This window comes from Aeromonas sp. TECH754 (genome assembly GCF_056279295.1).
Genome location: NZ_JBWBRA010000001.1, coordinates 69,880 through 87,557, shown reverse-complemented (window position 1 = coordinate 87,557; position 17,678 = coordinate 69,880). Strand labels below are relative to the sequence as shown.

The 17,678-nt window shown below is 60.8% G+C and carries 16 protein-coding genes; 8 read left to right on the top strand and 8 right to left on the bottom strand.

From position 1 onward, the window contains the following. Positions 1 to 64 precede the first annotated feature (64 nt). Genes lptD through ACZ9IL_RS00345 form a run of 6 tightly spaced genes read left to right on the top strand, consistent with a single transcriptional unit; the run spans position 65 to position 6,818 of the window. Positions 65 to 2,473, top strand: a complete 2,409-nt coding sequence (gene lptD, locus ACZ9IL_RS00370) for an LPS assembly protein LptD (protein ID WP_476001702.1) — start codon at positions 65 to 67, stop codon at positions 2,471 to 2,473. A gap of 30 nt (positions 2,474 to 2,503) precedes the next feature. Further along, positions 2,504 to 3,796 (top strand): peptidylprolyl isomerase SurA, encoded by a 1,293-nt coding sequence (gene surA, locus ACZ9IL_RS00365; RefSeq protein ID WP_476001701.1) that lies wholly within the window; start codon positions 2,504 to 2,506, stop codon positions 3,794 to 3,796. A 14-nt stretch (positions 3,797 to 3,810) separates the two neighbouring features. Continuing rightward, positions 3,811 to 4,806, top strand: coding sequence for a 4-hydroxythreonine-4-phosphate dehydrogenase PdxA (gene pdxA, locus ACZ9IL_RS00360; RefSeq protein WP_476005284.1), 996 nt, complete (start codon positions 3,811 to 3,813; stop codon positions 4,804 to 4,806). Continuing rightward, positions 4,796 to 5,623, top strand: coding sequence for a 16S rRNA (adenine(1518)-N(6)/adenine(1519)-N(6))-dimethyltransferase RsmA (gene rsmA, locus ACZ9IL_RS00355; RefSeq protein ID WP_476001700.1), 828 nt, complete (start codon positions 4,796 to 4,798; stop codon positions 5,621 to 5,623). Before pdxA ends, rsmA begins: the two co-directional genes overlap by 11 nt. Positions 5,624 to 5,627: 4 nt before the next feature. Then, positions 5,628 to 5,990: a Co2+/Mg2+ efflux protein ApaG gene (apaG, locus tag ACZ9IL_RS00350; protein WP_476001699.1), complete on the top strand. Its 363-nt coding sequence runs from the start codon at positions 5,628 to 5,630 to the stop codon at positions 5,988 to 5,990. A 6-nt stretch (positions 5,991 to 5,996) separates the two neighbouring features. Continuing rightward, complete coding sequence (locus tag ACZ9IL_RS00345; RefSeq protein ID WP_476001698.1) at positions 5,997 to 6,818, top strand: symmetrical bis(5'-nucleosyl)-tetraphosphatase; 822 nt, start codon at positions 5,997 to 5,999, stop codon at positions 6,816 to 6,818. Between the two features lie 135 nt (positions 6,819 to 6,953). Here the strand turns inward: ACZ9IL_RS00345 and ACZ9IL_RS00340 are convergent, their stop codons facing one another. Beyond that, positions 6,954 to 7,439 (bottom strand): 2TM domain-containing protein, encoded by a 486-nt coding sequence (locus ACZ9IL_RS00340; protein WP_476001697.1) that lies wholly within the window; start codon positions 7,437 to 7,439, stop codon positions 6,954 to 6,956. A 129-nt stretch (positions 7,440 to 7,568) separates the two neighbouring features. After that, positions 7,569 to 8,558 (bottom strand): luciferase-like monooxygenase, encoded by a 990-nt coding sequence (locus ACZ9IL_RS00335; RefSeq protein WP_476001696.1) that lies wholly within the window; start codon positions 8,556 to 8,558, stop codon positions 7,569 to 7,571. Positions 8,559 to 8,824: 266 nt separating this feature from the next. Between ACZ9IL_RS00335 and ACZ9IL_RS00330 the strand changes: the two genes are divergently transcribed. Further along, positions 8,825 to 11,734, top strand: a complete 2,910-nt coding sequence (locus ACZ9IL_RS00330; protein ID WP_476001695.1) for an HD domain-containing phosphohydrolase — start codon at positions 8,825 to 8,827, stop codon at positions 11,732 to 11,734. 268 nt (positions 11,735 to 12,002) lie between these two features. On the opposite strand, the gene cgtA is transcribed toward ACZ9IL_RS00330, so the two are convergent. From cgtA to rplU, 3 genes are all read right to left on the bottom strand, one after another. Next, on the bottom strand, positions 12,003 to 13,208 hold the full coding sequence (gene cgtA / locus ACZ9IL_RS00325) for an Obg family GTPase CgtA (RefSeq protein WP_476001694.1): 1,206 nt from the start codon (positions 13,206 to 13,208) through the stop codon (positions 12,003 to 12,005). A 188-nt stretch (positions 13,209 to 13,396) separates the two neighbouring features. Then, on the bottom strand, positions 13,397 to 13,654 hold the full coding sequence (gene rpmA / locus ACZ9IL_RS00320) for a 50S ribosomal protein L27 (protein WP_005911261.1): 258 nt from the start codon (positions 13,652 to 13,654) through the stop codon (positions 13,397 to 13,399). A gap of 19 nt (positions 13,655 to 13,673) precedes the next feature. Next, positions 13,674 to 13,985, bottom strand: a complete 312-nt coding sequence (gene rplU, locus ACZ9IL_RS00315) for a 50S ribosomal protein L21 (protein WP_033130528.1) — start codon at positions 13,983 to 13,985, stop codon at positions 13,674 to 13,676. Between the two features lie 242 nt (positions 13,986 to 14,227). Between rplU and ispB the strand changes: the two genes are divergently transcribed. Continuing rightward, positions 14,228 to 15,199 carry an octaprenyl diphosphate synthase gene (ispB, locus tag ACZ9IL_RS00310; protein ID WP_476001693.1) on the top strand — a complete coding sequence of 324 codons (972 nt, stop codon included), beginning with the start codon at positions 14,228 to 14,230 and terminating at the stop codon, positions 15,197 to 15,199. Positions 15,200 to 15,284: 85 nt separating this feature from the next. On the opposite strand, the gene ACZ9IL_RS00305 is transcribed toward ispB, so the two are convergent. The 3 genes from ACZ9IL_RS00305 to hflK form a co-directional block, all read right to left on the bottom strand. Further along, on the bottom strand, positions 15,285 to 15,473 hold the full coding sequence (locus ACZ9IL_RS00305) for a DUF2065 domain-containing protein (protein ID WP_476001692.1): 189 nt from the start codon (positions 15,471 to 15,473) through the stop codon (positions 15,285 to 15,287). A gap of 103 nt (positions 15,474 to 15,576) precedes the next feature. Next, the gene (gene hflC / locus ACZ9IL_RS00300; RefSeq protein ID WP_476001691.1) at positions 15,577 to 16,461 is read right to left on the bottom strand and encodes a protease modulator HflC; all 885 of its coding nucleotides are present in this window, start codon (positions 16,459 to 16,461) and stop codon (positions 15,577 to 15,579) included. A gap of 3 nt (positions 16,462 to 16,464) precedes the next feature. Beyond that, positions 16,465 to 17,619 (bottom strand): FtsH protease activity modulator HflK, encoded by a 1,155-nt coding sequence (gene hflK / locus ACZ9IL_RS00295; protein WP_476001690.1) that lies wholly within the window; start codon positions 17,617 to 17,619, stop codon positions 16,465 to 16,467. Positions 17,620 to 17,678: the final 59 nt, after the last annotated feature.

Genomic DNA, 17,678 nt, shown 5'->3' with positions numbered 1-17,678 from the left:
ATCCTGACATAAAATGCATGCCCTGAATCAACCGTTTTTACTACGGATTGCGCGAGCCTTTCACATGACAAAATGGACACTGGGAGCCTCTGGTCCCATCGCCCTGACCATCAGCCTTGTCCCTGCCTTGAGTCCGTTCACGGTACAGGCTGCGCCATTCAACGCGCCACCGGCTACCGGGATCTTGGACAGCCTCTGCTATGACTATGTTCCCAAGGTAGAAAAACCCAAAACGGATCAAGACGCCAACGCGCTGCCCGTCGAGGTCGATGCGGATCGCCTCGAGGCCAAGCAGGGTGAGACCGCCGTCTATGAGGGTGACGTCAAGGTTCGCCAGGGTGTGCGCAAATTCGACTCCGACTACGCTCAGCTGGATCAGCAGAGCCGGGATGTCATCGCCATCGGCAATATTTATTACAACGATGGCCAGATCACCGTCACCAGCGACAAGACCCTCAAATCCAACCTGGATACCAAGGATTCAGAGCTGGAAGAGGGCAAGTATCAGGTCCACGGCTCACCGGTGCGCGGCTTCGCCGACAAGGTGACCATGACCAACAACAACCAGAACATCACCCTGGAAGGGGCCCAGTACACCACCTGCCCACCGGGCCAGGAGGCCTGGACCCTGAAGGCGGGGACCATCGACATCGATCAGGCCGAGGTGTTCGGGGAGGCTTACAACGCCACCCTCTGGCTCTACGATTACCCGGTGTTCTACACCCCCTACATCAACTTCCCGATCAAGGATGAACGCAAGACCGGCCTGCTCTATCCCTACTACAAGCAGAGCTCGGATAATGGCATGGAGATCACCCAGCCATTTTACTGGAACATAGCGCCGAACTACGACGCCACCATCACCCCCCGCTTCATGGACAGACGCGGCTTGATGAATCAGGTCGAGTTCCGCTACATGCCGGATCCGGCTCATACCGGCAGCTTTTACTTCGAGAACCTGGCGGAGGACAAACAGTACGACGAGACGGACAGCCTCAACGACTATCTGTCCGATGGCCACCGCTACCTGATCAATGCCCGTCACACCTCCCTGTTCATGGACAACGCCCTGCGGGTGTCCGTGGACTACACCAAGGTGCGGGACAATGACTTCAACTACTTCAACGACTTCGACCCCAAGGTGGGCACCCAGGTCGACAACCAGTTGCAGCAATCCCTGACGGCTGGCTACTTCCAGCAGAACTGGAACCTCAAGACCGAGGTGCGAACCTACCAGATCCTGCTGGCCGGGGCCCAACAGCCCCACTCCATGCTGCCGCGTATCGACCACAACTACTATCAGCAGGGCAGTTGGTACGATCTGGCCTGGAACACCGAACTGACCAAGTTTGGCTACGACAACGACGAGTCCACCATAGGCGAAGTCTACACCGGCACACGTCTGCACAGCGCCCCCACCCTGACGGTGCCGCTCGTGACCTCCGCGGCCTACTACCTCGATAGCCAGTACAAACTGATGTACACCCAGTACAATCAGGACGTGCCGGATGCCAGCAAGCTCACCGCCTACTACCGTGACCGGGGCTTGACCGAGCTCGATGACAACGTCACCCGGGTGCTGCCGTCGTTCCGCCTCAAGGGGGGTCTCACCTTCGATCGCCAGCAGCAGTGGTTCGGCGAGGGCGCCAACCAGACCCTGGAGCCGGAGTTCCAGTATCTCTATGTGCCCTACAAGGATCAGGACAACATCGGGATCTATGACTCCACCACCATGCGTCAGGACTATTACAGCCTGTTCAGCGATCAGCGTTATGCCGGTCTCGATCGCATCAGTGACTCCAACCGCCTGACCCTCGGCATCACCAGTCGCGTCTATGATCCGGCCGGCGATGAACGAATTCGGCTGGCCGTTGCCCAAGCCTTCGACTTCGTCGCCCCCAGAGTCACCCTCTACCCCAACGACGAGCTGACCAACAACACCCGCTCCCCGCTGTCGTTCGAGGGGGATGCCAAGATCAACGAGCAGTGGTTTGCCCATGCGGGCGCACAGTACGACATGGAGCAGAATCGCATCAGCTCGGCCAACAGCGCTCTGGAATACCGCCACGAGAAGCTGATCAGCCAGTTGAACTACCGCTTCATCCGGGATGCCAACTACGACCTGAACAACAAAAACCAGGTCACCGATCTCAACCAGATCGGCATGTTGCTGACCACCCCGCTCAACGATCAGTGGCACCTCTATGGCGGTTACTATTACGAGCTCGATCAAGGGGTCAAGGTTGACCGCAAGGTGGGCCTGAAGTATGACTCCTGCTGCTGGAGCATCAACTTCAATATGGAGTGGGTCAACGACCCGGATAACGTCAATTACCAGCCCAGCGCAGAGCGCAGCCTGGGCATTCAATTTGAAATGAAAGGATTGGGTAGCGTGGGGACGGGTCCCAAGGGGACGTCGCTGGATACCGAAGCTCTGCCTTACATTCGTCCGTTTAACCTGCGAGACCAATAACCGGTCTGGCAAACGCCTTGAGAGATGGATATGAAGAAGACGTTGATTTCCCTGCTGACCGCAGGCCTGTTTGGAGTCATGAGCCAGGGTGCCTTCGCCGCTCCCGAGCTGATGGACAAGGTGCTTGCCGTGGTCAACAAGGACGTGGTGCTGGTCAGCCAGCAGGAAGCGCTGGTGCAGAAGGTGAAGGCCTCCGCCCGGGAGAGCGGCCAGTCCCTGCCCGATGACGTGACCCTGCGCAAGCAGGCGCTGGATCGCCTGATCCAGGAGAGCCTGCAATTGCAACTGGCGGATCGCCAGGGCCTCAAGATCAGCGACACCCAGTTGGAGCAGGCCATCCAGAGCATCGCCGCCGACAACAAGATGACCCTGGAGCAGTTGCGTGCCCAGCTGGAGCGTGAAGGCCTGACCTATGCCCAGTACCGGGAAGAGGTGCGCCGCGAGATCCTGATGAACGAGGTGCGCCGCAGCCAGGTGCGCCGCCGCATCAACATCTCCGAGCAGGAGGTGAAGCAGGTGGTCGAGGCGCTGAGCAAACAGGGTCAGCAGCAGACCGAATACCATGTCGGCCACATTCAGGTTGCCCTGCCGGACAACCCGAATGCCGAGCAGCTCAATGCCGCCAAGAGCAAGATAGAGCGCATCCTGGCCGCCCTGAAGGAGGGTGCAGACTTCCGCAAGCTGGCCATCGCCGAGAGTAATGGTCCCAAGGCCCTGGAAGGGGGCGACTGGGGCTGGATGAGCCCGCAGGAGATGCCCACCCTGATGGCCGAGGCAGTACAGGGTGCCAGCAAGGGGGACATCGTCGGTCCGCTGCGCTCCGGTGCCGGTCTGCACATCATCAAGATCTTCGACACCAAGGGTCAGCAGCAAGTCATGCAGACCGAGGTGAAGGCCCGCCACATCCTGATCAAGCCCTCCATCATCCTGAGCGAGGAGAAGGCCAAGGGTACCCTCGACGGCATCCTGCATGACATCAAGAGCGGCAAGGCCAGCTTCGCCAGCATGGCGGAGAAATACTCGGAAGATCCGGGCTCCGCGGTGCAGGGCGGTGAACTGGGCTGGTCCGATCCCAGCGTCTATGTGCCGGAGTTCCGCGACATGGTCAACCGTCTGCAACCGGGTCAGATCAGCGAGCCGTTCCGTACCAGCCACGGCTGGCACATTGTGCAGCTCGAAGATCGCCGCAGCCAGGATGCCACCGGCAAGGCTCAGGAGCAGCGCGCCTATCAGCTGATCTTCAACCGCCGCTTCACCGAAGAGTCCCAGGCTTGGCTGGACGAGCTACGCGATGAAGCCTACATCCAGATCGAACCCAATTGATGGGAGACAAATTGATGAGCTGCCAGCGTCTCGCCATCACGCCGGGTGAACCGGCGGGGATAGGCCCGGATCTGGTGTTGCAGATAGCCCAGCAAGACTGGCCCCATCAGCTGGTGGTGATCGCCGATCCCGCCCTGCTGCTGGCGCGGGCCGCCCTGCTGGGACTGCCCATCAAGCTGGAACCCTACGACGCAGACGCGCCTCCGAGTGCGCAGCGGGCGGGAACGCTGACGCTCTGCCCCATCCCGCTCGGCGCACCAGTGACGCCGGGCGAACTCGATGAGGGCAACGGCGCCTACGTGCTGGCGACCCTGCAGCGCGCCTGCGACGGCAACATGAACGGCGAGTTTGCCGCCGTGGTGACCGGGCCGGTGCACAAGGGGATCATCAACCAGGCCGGTGTCTCGTTCAGCGGCCACACCGAGTTTTTCGCCCAGCAGTCCGGCACCGCCGACGTGGTGATGCTGCTGGCAACAGAGGGGCTGCGGGTGGCGCTGGCGACCACCCATATTCCCCTCGCCTACGTGGCCATGGCCATCACCGAAGATCGCCTCGGCAAGGTGATCCGCATCCTGGATGCGGATCTCAGGACCAAGTTCGGCATCGCCCAGCCCCGGATTTACGTCTGTGGCCTCAATCCCCATGCCGGGGAAGGCGGTCATCTTGGCCGGGAAGAGATCGAGGTGATCGAGCCCGCCCTGGACGGCTTGCGCCAGGAGGGCATCGATCTGATCGGTCCGCTGCCGGCCGACACCCTGTTCCAGGACAAATACCTCAAGGATGCGGATGCGGTACTCGCCATGTACCACGACCAGGGGCTGCCCGTGCTCAAATACAAGGGCTTTGGCAACTCGGTCAATATCACCCTCGGACTCCCATTCATCCGCACTTCGGTGGATCATGGCACCGCACTGGATCTGGCAGGCAAGGGCCTGGCGGACTCGGGCAGCCTCACCACCGCGATTAACCACGCCATCCAGATGGTAGAGAAAAAAAGATATGAGCAGTAAGGTGCAGAACAATAAAGTGCACATGGGTCACACGGCCCGTAAGCGTTTCGGTCAGAACTTCTTGCACGACCGTTACGTGATCGACCAGATTGTCGCCGCCATCAACCCGCAGCCGGGTCAGAATCTGGTGGAAATCGGTCCGGGTCTGGCCGCGCTGACCGAGCCGGTCGCCTCCCAGATGGACAAGATGACCGTGGTCGAGCTGGACCGGGACTTGGCCGCGCGCCTGCGCGAGCACCCTACCCTGAAAGACAAGCTGACCGTGATCGAAGCCGATGCCATGCGCTTCGACTTCGGCACCCTGATGGGGGAAGGCAAGGGGCCGCTGCGCATCTTCGGCAACCTGCCCTACAACATCTCCACCCCGCTCATCTTCCACCTGTGCGAGTTCGCCGACAGGGTGGAGGACATGCACTTCATGCTGCAAAAGGAAGTGGTCTTGCGGATGTGCGCGGGCCCGGGCAGCAAGGCCTATGGTCGCCTGAGCGTCATGGTTCAGTACTACTGCCAGGTGATCCCGGTGCTGGAAGTGGGCCCCGGCGCCTTCAAACCGGCCCCCAAGGTCGACTCTGCCGTGGTGCGCCTGATGCCGCACAAGAACCCGACCCTGGTCGCGAAAGACATGCGCTGCCTGAGCCGCGTCTGTACCGAAGGTTTCGGCCAGCGCCGCAAGACCATTCGCAACAGCTTCTCGAACTTCATCACCGAGGCTCAGCTGACCGAGCTTGGTATCGATGGCAGCCTGCGCCCGGAGAATCTCTCCCTCGAGCAGTTCGTCCTGATCGCCAACTGGCTGGCCGATCAGCAGCAGGCCTGATCCCATGGCACATCCCCGGATAGTGGTGCGCCCGCACCCCAGCTATGTGGCGGGCACCGAGGAGCCTTACCATTTTCTCTATCTCATCGAGATAGAGAATCTGGGGCCGGGGACGGTGCAACTGCTGCATCGGCGCTGGCTCATCACCGATGCCAATGGCAAGATGCAGGAAGTGGAAGGTCCCGGGGTGGTCGGCGAACAGCCCTTGATCCCCCCCGGTGAGACCTTCAGCTACCAGAGTGGCGTCCCCCTCGCCACTCCGTTAGGCGTGATGGAAGGCAGCTACATCCTGCAAGATGAGTCGGGGCAGCAATTTGAAGCCCCCATCGCGCCCTTCACGCTGGCCGTTCCCAACATTATCAACTGAGGTTTCATGGCGAACTGTTTCGTCGGTGATATCCAGGGCTGCTACGACGACTTGCGCCGCCTGCTGGATCTTGCCGAGTTCGACTTCGATAACGACACGCTCTGGCTGTGTGGCGATCTCGTCGCCCGCGGCCCGGACTCGCTCAATACCCTGCGTTTCGTCAAGTCCCTGGGACAGCAGGCCGTCACCGTGCTCGGCAACCACGACTTGCACCTGCTGGCGGTCGCCCACGGCGTCGCGCCGCTCAAGAAGAAAGACAAACTGCAGACCCTGATGGAGGCCCCGGATCGGGACGAACTGCTGGAGTGGTTGCGCCATCGCCCGCTGCTGGCAGAGCATCCTGACCTGCCCATCATGATGATCCACGCCGGCCTCTCCCCCGCCTGGGATGCCCACACCGCCCGCAGCTGTGCCCGCGAGGTGGAGAGCCTGCTGCGCGGCGATCAGTACCAGTGGCTGCTGCACAACATGTATGGTGACCAGCCGGACAGCTGGGACGACAGCCTGATGGGGATAGAGCGCTACCGCTACATCATCAACAGCTTCACCCGCATGCGTTTCTGCTACTTCGATGGCCGCCTCGATTTCAAGTGCAAGAAGGGCCCCACGGAGTCCACTCCCGGCCTGCGTCCCTGGTTCGAACAGCGTGAGCACCATGTGGATGACCCCATCCTGGTGTTCGGCCACTGGGCGGCCCTGATGGGCGACACTGGCAAGGCGGATATCAAGGCTCTCGATACCGGCTGCGTATGGGGCAACAGCCTCACCCTGTGGCGCTATGAAGATGACGCCCTGATAGCGACCCCCTGCCCCGCCTACGCCAAGTAAAGGGAGTGGAGCGGCGTGGTGACACCGGGTTCTCGATACTCCCAGCCCCGCCAGCGCCAAGCGAGACAAGGAACGGGAAATAAAACGGGCCCGGCATAGACTGCCGGGCCCGTTTCTTATGGGTGAGCCTCTGACCTACAGCTTGCGCCCCAGCCGCTTCTCCACCTGACGTCGCTCCCACTCGGGCCCGAACAGCCTGAATGGCTGGAACAGATTGATGGCGTGGGACATCAGACCCAACCCCCAACCCAGCATGGGCCACCAGGCCCAGATGTAATCCGGGTTGCTCAGGTAGTTGATGATGAACAGGCCCGTCATCACCAGCACATAGCTGGTGAGGTGGCCATAGAAGCCCTTGAGCCCCTCGACAAACTTCATCGCCTCCCGCTCATCCCGCGCCACGTGTACGCTGCCCTGACCGTCGAACTCATTGCCTTTCATCTCGCTCTCCTGCAGTTGAGTCACGTCGAGCTCAAAGACGGAGGCCAGGGCCTTGAGGGATTCCAGTCCGGGTTGTTGCCCCTGCTCGATCCGCTGTATGGTGCGCACACTCAGACCGGACAGGGTCGCCAACTGCTCCTGTGACCAACCCCGCTGCAATCTCAATTTCCTGACTATCATCATCGGCTCCTTGTGATTTTGGACAGGGCCAGCATAGGGCCGGAAGCACGCTCGGCGATACGACAAAGGCCTGACATCAACCTGACTGTCGTTTTAAATCAACACCTTAACTCTAATTCGCCTCATGATTTAGAGGCTCTGCATCAGCTCGGCGGCGATCTCGAACGAGCGCAGCCTGGCCTGATGATCGACGATGGGGCCGTTGAACATCAGCTCGTCGGCGCCGGTTTCTGCCAGCAATGCCTGCAAGCCGTGCCGGATCCGGTCTCTGTCCCCCACCAGGGAGCGTGCCAGGGTCTGCTCCATCGCCATCAACTCCCGTGGCGACCACTCCTCCCCCAGCGCCTGCACCGGCAGCGGCAACTTGCCCGCATCGCCACGATAGAGCCGCAGGAACTGCTGCTGCAGGGTAGTGAACAGGAAGCGGGCCTCGCGCTCGGTGTCGGCGGCCACCACATTGATGCACACCACCGCATAGGGCTTGGGCCAGCGAGCGGAAGGCTGGTACTGGCTGCGGTAAAGTTCCAGTGCCTGCAACAACAGACCGGGCGCGAAGTGGGAGGCAAAACCGAACGGCAGCCCCATGGCGGCGGCCAGCTGGGCACTGTAGAGGCTGGAGCCCAGCAGCCAGACCGGCACCTGCAACCCCTGACCGGGCACCGCCTGCACCGCGCCCGGCTGGTCGCCAAAATAACGTATCAGCTCGCGGACATCGGCAGGGAAGTCGTCCACCTCGCCGCTACGCTGACGGCGCAGCGCCTGCATGGTGCGCTGATCCGTGCCGGGGGCACGCCCCAGCCCCAGATCGATCCGGTCCGGATAGAGGGACGCCAGGGTACCAAACTGCTCGGCGATCACCAGCGGCGAGTGGTTTGGCAGCATGATGCCACCGGACCCCAGTCGTAACCGCTGGGTGCCACCGGCCAGATGGCCGATCAGCACGGCCGTGGCGGCGCTGGCGATACCGGGCATGTTGTGGTGCTCCGCCAGCCAGTAGCGGTGATAACCCCACTGCTCGGCGTGGCGGGCCAGATCCAGCGAGTGGCGGAATGATTCGGCTGGCACAGATCCTTCGGGAACGGGCACCAGATCGAGGACGGAATAGGGGATGGCGGACATGGGACACTCCATTGATTCAGGCAACTCATCAGCGGGCACTGTAGCACGAGATATCTGAATGAATCACGCGCCCCCCCGTGGTGGGCATGCCGATGTCACCCGGTCCCACAGCAGCAAGCCTGGCTTCCCCACGTCCGAATCTTGTAAATCCTCGAAAGGGTCCACTTTTCCGCTGATATTCCCGCAGACAGCTGTGTTTTTTGTCATCCAGCGAGCACACTGATGATCGACCATAGAGGTTATCGTTCGTGGGCAAGGATGCATTCATGACAACGGCAAGACTGGGTCGCCGGCCCTTTTATGTACACATCGCCACGCTGTTCATTCTGCTGTTCACCCTGCTGGGAGGGGCCCTCCTCCTGCTGCAGTACCAGCAGGGCATGCAACAGGGCCTGGAGCACGAGCGGCAAAGCTTTCTGCAGTATCGGGAGCAGCTGGCGCTGGCGCTCAAGCTGAACGAGCGTCCGGCCCGCATGTCTCTCAGCCTGCTGCGCAGCGGCCAGCTGGCGGCGATGACCGATCTGGAGGCTCGCCTCGGTTATCTGCCCCAGCTGGCGGAGGTGCTGGCCAACAGCGCCAGCTACGGCGCCGTCTATGCGGGTTATGAGAACGGTGATTTCTTCCTGGTGCGCAAGTTGACCAGCCGGGCCAGGGAGCGGCTGGAACAGGCTCCTCCCACCAGCGACCTGCTGGTACAGAGTCTGAGTCAGGGCCAGGGAGAGTACCTCTATTTCGACAAGCGGCTGCACCTGCTCGAGCGCCGGCTCATGCCTGACTATCGCTTCGATCCCCGCAGTCGTGACTGGTACAAGGAAGCCCGCTGGCGCACCGGCATCGTCGCGACCCATCCCTATCTCTTCTTCACCACCAAGGAGCCGGGCATGACACTGGCGGTGGAGAGCGACAACCGGCAGGCGGTGCTCGGGCTCGATACCAGCGTGGAGGGACTTTCCGCCCTCATCGGTGAGCTGCCCCTGCCGCGCCACTGCCAATTGGTGCTGTTCGATGAGTTCGGCACCCTGCTGGCCACGGATCCCGAGCGACTGCCGAGCTTCGATCAGCTGAGCCGGTTGCCCATGCTGTCGGCACTCAATGACCCTATCCTGACCCAGCTGCAGCAGCAGATCGCCACCCAGCCCACCCTGCTGCACGGTCCGAGCGAGCAGAGCCTGACCCTGAGCGCGACGGATCGCAGCGACTGGCTGATCAATCTCTCGGCCCTTGGCGAAGGCTCCCCCTTCTATGTCGCCCTGCTGGTCCCGACCGAGGTGCTCACCGCCCAGGCGCGCCACGAGGCCCTGCGCAACCTGGCCTGGGCCCTGGCCGGGCTGTTGCTGCTGCTGCCCGTCATCTGGCTGGTGGCGAGGCGTACCGCGGCGCCCTTGCTGGCACTGACCCAGGAGGCCGAGCGGATCCAGCATTTTGACTTCAGCGAGAGGCGCGTGCCCGATTCGGCGATCAGGGAGATCGACGATCTGGCCCGCACCATGTCGGGCATGCGCCTGACCCTCGGCAACTTCATGAGCATGGGGCGGGCACTGGCGGCCGAGCGCCGTTTTGACTCCCTGCTCAACCGCATATTGCACGAGACCATAGCCGCGGTGCAGGCGGAAGGGGGCTGTCTCTACCTGGCACAGGGCGAGCACATGACGGCGATACAGGCCATCTGGCAGCAACAGTCCCTCGCCGCCGAGCAGGTGCACTGGCAGGATGAGCTGCTCGGCGGCCTCTATCATAGCGAGCGCCTCAGCCTGAGCCTCGATGCCGCCACCTGGCAGCAATATCTGACCGGCTGGGGTCCCTTCCCCGGCCCCCGCCAGTTGCTGGTCGAGCCGCTGCATAATCACCGCCAGGAGCGGATCGGCTGCCTGCTACTCATCCTGCCGCAGTGCTCGGCACCCGAGCTGGCCTCCCGCACCAGCCTGATCGAGGCGCTGGCGGGGATGTCCGCCTCCGCCATTGAGAATCAGCGCCTACTGGAGGAGCAAAAGCAGCTGCTCGAGGCCTTCATCGAGCTGATCGCCGGCGCCATCGATGCCAAGAGCCCCTACACCGGCGGTCACTGCCAGCGCGTACCCGAGCTGACCCGCATGCTGACGGAGGCCGCCTGCGCCCAGCAGCAGGGGCCCTTTGCCGACTTCCAGCTCAGCGAAGAGGAGTGGGAGGCCATCCATATCGCGAGCTGGCTGCACGACTGCGGCAAGGTCACCACGCCGGAGTTCGTGGTCGACAAGGCCACCAAGCTGGAGACCATCTACGACAGGATCCACGAGATTCGCACTCGCTTCGAGGTACTCAAGCGCGATGCTTACATAGAGGCGCTGGCCGCCCGGCTGCCGGAGCAGGAGCGGGAGGCGAGCCGGGAGGCGGTGACCCCGCTCTGGTCGATCCTGGATCGGGAATTTGCCTTCGTCGCCGAGTGCAATCTCGGTGGTGAGTGGATGGCGCCGGAGCGGCTGGCGCGACTCGATGCCATCGCCAGCCGCACCTGGCTGCGCACCCTGGACGACAGGCTGGGGCTCAGCCGGGATGAGCTCAGGCGACATCCGGATGGACCGGCGCCGGAGCTGCCCTGTCCCGAGCCGCTGCTGGCCGACAGACCGGAACACCTGGTTCCCCGCCCCGGCCACGACAAGCTGACCGATCACAATCCCTGGGGATTCAAGGTCAGAATCCCCACCCACCTCTACAACAGAGGCGAGCGTTACAACCTCGCCATCGGCCGCGGCACCCTCACCGAGGAGGAGCGCTACAAGATCAACGATCACATCATCCAGACCATCCGCATGCTGGAGCGACTTCCCTTCCCCCGTCACCTGCGCAAGGTGCCGGAAATAGCCGGGGGCCATCACGAGCGAATGGACGGCAAGGGCTACCCGCGCCAGCTGCAGGGGGAACAGATGAGCATCCCCGCCCGCATCATGGCCATCGCCGACATCTTCGAGGCGCTGACCGCGAGCGATCGCCCCTACAAGTCGGGCAAGACGGTGTCCCAGTCCCTGGCCATCATGCAACGCATGGTGCAGGAGCAGCACATAGATCCGGCACTGTTTGATCTCTTCCTCATCAGCGGTGTCTGGCGGGAGTATGCCCTGCGTTTCCTGGCACCGGAGCAACTGGATGAGGTCGATGTGGGGGCGCTGCGCGGCAGCAGGGCGACTCATGAGGCGGGTTAGCCACCCTCTGGCGCTGTTGAACGGGCGGGATGCGTTGACCCCTGTACCGCGATGACAGACACCGCAGGCGTGATACATCAATGACTGCATATCAACCACCTGACAGGATGTAGACATTGCAGCCTACGAAATGACAGAATAAAAAATCAGTAAAATCACAATAAAGCAGCTTTTATCGCTAAAACGCCATAAAAAAACCGGAGCCTGTTGCCAGGCTCCGGTTTTTTCAAGGGGTGGGCTAGAAGCCACACCGCTCAGTCAAGACTGATCAGTCGCGGACGTAGATGACTTCGACGCCATCATCATCGTCGTCATCGAAATCGTCGTCATCGTCCAGTCCATCATCGAAGGCCTTGGACGCAGCCAGAGCTTCGGCTTCCGCCTGGGCCAGCTGGTTCTTGTGGTAGTCATCCCACTTGAACTCCACCTTCTCGATGGCGGCCTTGGCATCGGCTTCCAACTGCCGAGGCATGGTGTCCAGCAGATCCAGGATATCGTAGCACACCTTCTTGGTGCCTTCCTTGCTGATGGCGGTGATCTGGTAGACGGGACCTTCGTAGGCCAGCGCGGCCTTGACGCGATCCATCACCTCACCGGCTTCCTCTTCCAGGATCAGATCCATCTTGTTGAACACCAACCAGCGCGGCTTGGCCGCAAGTTCCGGGCTGTATTTTTCCAGCTCGCGAACTATGGTCACGGCGTTTTCGGCAGGATCCGAGCCATCGACCGGGCAGATGTCGACCAGATGCAGCAGCACGCGGCAACGCTCAAGGTGCTTCAGGAAGCGGATACCGAGGCCAGCCCCTTCGGCGGCGCCTTCGATCAGGCCCGGAATATCGGCGATGACGAAGGAGCGTGAGTTTTCGCCACGCACCACACCGAGGTTGGGGACCAGGGTGGTGAAAGGATAATCGGCGACTTTCGGACGGGCCGCGGACACGGCGCGGATGAAGGTGGACTTGCCGGCGTTGGGCAGACCCAGCATGCCGACGTCCGCCAGCAGCAACAGCTCCAGCTTCAGGGTACGCACTTCACCCGGCGTGCCGTTGCTCTTCTGATAGGGAGTACGGTTGACCGAGCTCTTGAAACGGGTGTTGCCGAGGCCATGGAAGCCACCTTTGGCAACCAGCAACTTCTGGCCATGAGTGGTCAGATCTCCCAGCAATTCGCCGGTATCTTCATCGCTGGCACGAGTACCGACCGGTACGCGCAGGACGCGATCCTTGCCACGGCGACCGGTACAGTTGGCGCTCCTGCCATTCTCACCACGCTCGGCGGCGTGGAAACGCTCGAAACGGTAGTCGATCAGGGTGTTCAGGTTCTCGTCGGCGAGCAGGTACACATCGCCACCGTCACCACCGTCACCACCGTCCGGCCCGCCGTTGGGAATATACAATTCCCGACGAAAGCTCACACAACCGTTACCACCGTCACCGGCATCGACTCGAATCTGGACTTCATCAACAAACTTCATAGCTAACCGTCACCTTAATTCGAAAAACCGATACGCAATTATAGTGGTACAGACCCCTGCGGGCGAGACGCATCTGGCCGATGGGCCCGTCTACGCCGGCTCATCCGCGTGCCGTTTTTTCGTCAAACTCATCAGAAAAACAAAAGCCCCGCCAGGTTGGCGGGGCTTCGGATCCTTGCGGTCCGTAATTACTCAGCAACGATGCTGACGTACTTACGATTCTGCGGACCTTTAACTTCGAACAACACTTTACCGGTCGCGGTAGCGAACAGAGTGTGATCGGTACCCAAGCCAACGTTGGTGCCAGGGTGGAACTTGGTGCCACGCTGACGAACGATGATGCTGCCTGCCAGTACAGTTTCGCCGCCGAAGCGCTTGACGCCGAGGCGTTTGGCTTCTGAGTCGCGACCGTTACGGGATGAACCGCCAGCTTTCTTATGTGCCATTTTTCAGATTCCTCTCGAATTAAGCGCTGATGCCAGTGATTTTGACTTCAGTGAACCACTGACGGTGGCCCGCTTGCTTGCGATGGTGCTTACGACGACGGAACTTGACGATAGTCACTTTCTCGCCACGGCCGTGAGCCACAACTTCAGCAATAACCTTGCCACCTTCAACGAAAGGAGCACCTACTTTAAAAGTGTCGCCTGCAGCAACCATCAGAACTTCGTTGAAGTCGATAGTAGCGCCAGTCTCAACGTTCAGCTTTTCCAGACGAACGATTTGACCTTCGGCCACACGGTGTTGTTTTCCGCCGCTTTGGAATACCGCGTACATTTGATTAACTCCGTAAAGGCGTGTCTTTTGCTCAAGGCCAGACACGCGCAAAAACCTATAACAATGGGCCGGCATTCTACGCAAATCGATCTGCTCAGGCAAGGCCAATTTAGCAAAAAGTTTACTTTGTGCGCATATCCGCCGCCGTGAATAAACGCTTAACTGTAACCCATTGTGAAATCGTGTAGAATCCCCGCCATTGCTAAAAACGCAGTAATTGCTGCCGTCACGTTACGAGACTTATGGACCAACAGACTATCCGTGCGCTCTGTGCCGCCGACATGACGGCGGTCAATGAACTGATCCTGGCGAGACTCCAGTCCGATGTCAGCCTGATCAACCAGCTGGGTTTCTACATTGTCAGTGCAGGCGGAAAACGGATGCGCCCCATGCTGACAGTCATGGCCGCCCGCGCACTGGGATACCATGGTCAGGATCATCTCAAGCTCGCCGCCATCATCGAATTCATTCACACCTCCACCCTGCTGCACGACGACGTGGTCGACGAATCCGACCTGCGCCGCGGCCGGGAGACCGCCAATGCCCTGTTTGGCAATGCCGCCAGCGTGCTGGTCGGTGACTACCTCTACAGCCGCTCCTTCCAGATGATGAGCGAGCTCTCCAACCTGAAGGTGATGGAGATCCTGTCGGATGCCACCAACACCATCGCTGAAGGGGAAGTATTGCAGTTGATGAACTGCAACGATCCCGACACCACGGAAGAGAGCTACATGACGGTCATCTACTGCAAGACCGCCAAGCTGTTCGAGGCCGCCACCCGCCTCGCCGCCGTGCTGACCCATCAGCCCGAGTCGGTCGAGCAGGCCATGACCGATTACGGCAAGTATCTGGGTACCGCCTTCCAGATCATCGACGATGTGATGGACTACTGCTCCCAGAGCGACGAGATGGGCAAGAACGTCGGCGACGATCTGGCCGAAGGCAAGCCGACCCTGCCGCTGCTACGCGCCATGGCGGTAGGCTCGCCCGAGGAACGTCAGCTCATTCGTGATGCCATTGAGCATCGTAACGGCATGGACCATCTGGAGCGGATCCTGGACATCCTGGATCGCACCGGAGCCCTTGAGTACTCCCGCCAGCGCGCCCGGGAAGAGGCCGACAAGGCCATCGCTTCCCTCGCCATTCTGCCCGACTCCGAGCACAAGCAGGCACTGGCGACCCTGGCCGAGATGGCGGTGCAACGCAGCGCCTGAGCCAAGGGTTCCGCATCGAATAAAAAAGAGGCCATCGGCCTCTTTTTTATGGTCTGCGCTCAGGCATCAAAGCGCGGCTGGCGACTCAGTGGCCCAGCGCCCAGAGAACAACGGCTCCCGTCACCACCAGACAGCCACCGATGCGGCGCAACTGCTCCGGTGGCTGATCGCTCATCAGCCGCAGCATCTGCTGCCAAGCTCTCGGCATCAGCAGGGGGCCCAGCCCCTCAAACAGCAACAGCAGCCCCAATCCCATCAAGACGGATGTCAGCATCCTGCCCCCTCGAATGAAAAAGCCACCCGCCTCGGCATGGCTCGACACGCTCATACAAGAAGGGCCTGAATATTCAGGCCCTTCGTTCGTACTGCTTGGTTCGTTACTGCTTGTCGCCGTGAGGAGACTTGAGGTAACGGAAGAACTCGCTGTCCGGCTTCAGGACCATGAGGTCATTGCCACCGGCGAAGCTCTTGCGATAAGCCTCCATGCTACGCACGAAGCTGAAAAACTCGGGGTCTTTCTTGTAGCTGTCGGCATAGATCCTGGCGGCTTCGGCATCACCTTCACCACGCAGCTGACGCGCATTACTCTCGGCATCGGCGATCATGACGGTCACCTTGCGGTCGATGTCGGCACGCAGGATCTCGGCCTGCTCGCGGCCCTGGGAGCGATGCTCACGGGCTACGGCGGTCCGTTCGGCACGCATCCGTTGATAGATGGAGTTGGAGACTTCCACCGGCAGGTTGATCTGCTTGATCCGCACATCCACTACCTTGATGCCGAGCTCGGAGGAGCGCGCCATCTTCATCAGTGCGTCTTCCATCACGGTACTGCGCTCACCGGAGACGATGTCCTTGATGGTGCGGTTACCGATCTCCGAACGCAGACCGTTGTTGATCTTGCGCTTGAGCAGATCTTCGGCCTGGATCTTGTTGCCACCACCGGTTGCCAGGTAGTACTTGGAGAAGTCCTCGATCTTCCACTTCACGTAGGAGTCGATGATGAGGTCTTTCTTCTCCGAGGTGACGAAGCGATCCGCCTGACCTTCCAGAGTCTGGATACGAGCATCCATCTTGCGAACCTGGTCGATCACCGGCACCTTGAAGTGCAGGCCCGGCTCGAAGAGACGGGGTTCACCGGAGTCAACCCGTTTCACCTTGCCGAACTGCACCACTATCCCCTTCTGCCCTTCATCAATGATGAAGACGGAAGAGAAGCAGACCATGGCCGCCACAGCGATGACACCAATAGCTATCTTCTTCATCTATTAGTTTCTCCCTGAGCTGAAACGGTCACCGCCACGCAGTGGCGTCGGGGTGGAATTCGCCCCCTCGTTGGATGCCGCAGCCGGCTCCACCGCAGGAGTACCATCCTGACGCGCCGGCTGTTGCACGGCATTCGCCTTGCCAGACAGCTTGTCGAGCGGCAGGTAGATCATGCTGTTGTTGCCAGCAGGCATGTCGACCAGCACCTTGTTGGCTTGCTGATAGAGCTCTTCCATGGTTTCCAGGTAGATACGCTCACGGGTCAGCTCGGGCGCGGCCTGATACTGGGGCAGCAACTCGTTGAAGCGAGCAACTTCCCCCTTGGCCTTCAGCACGATCTGGGACTTGTAACCCTCGGCTTCCTGCTCCAGACGCTTGACCGAGCCGCGAGCCTTTGGCTCCACTTCACGGGCATAGGCTTCCGCTTCACGAATGAAGCGCTGCTCATCTTCCTGAGCGGAGATGGCGTCATCGAAGGCGTCTTTCACTTCTTCTGGCGGACGGGCCGGCAGGAAGTTGACGTCGACGATCTGCAGACCCATCTGGTAGGGCTCGATGATGCTGTCGATCACCTTCCAGGTTTCCTGACGGACCTTTTCCCGACCCGTGGTCAGCACATCGTCCATCCGGGTATGACCCACCACATGGCGCAGGGCGCTGTCGGTGGCCTGGCTCAGACTCTCGTCAGCATTGGTGACGCTGAACAGGTACTGCTCGGGATCGACCACGCGATACTGCACGTCCATCTCGACCCGGACCACGTTCTCGTCCTGGGTCAACATGAAGCCGGAGGCCGGCAGGGAACGCACCGATTCCACATCCACCGGGATCACCCGATCGATGAAGGTGGGTTTCCAGCGCAGGCCAGGATCCACATTGTGGGAATACTCCCCAAAGCGCAGTACCACGCCGCGTTCGGCTTCACGAATGGTGTAGAAGCCGCTGACGACCCACACCACCACGGCTACCACCAGCACGATGGAGAGGCCAAACTTGCCTACATCACCACCACCGGATTTGCCACCGCCGAACAGACCACCGAAACGGCGGCTCACCTTACGCAGCATTTCATCCAAATCAGGGGGTCCCTGATTCTTGCCGTTATTCCCCCAAGGGTCACGGTCTTTGCCGTTGTTACCAGGCTCATTCCAAGCCATCAGCGTCTCCATTAATACATGCGGATGGATATCATCTCTATCGGGTCATCGCTCGTCGA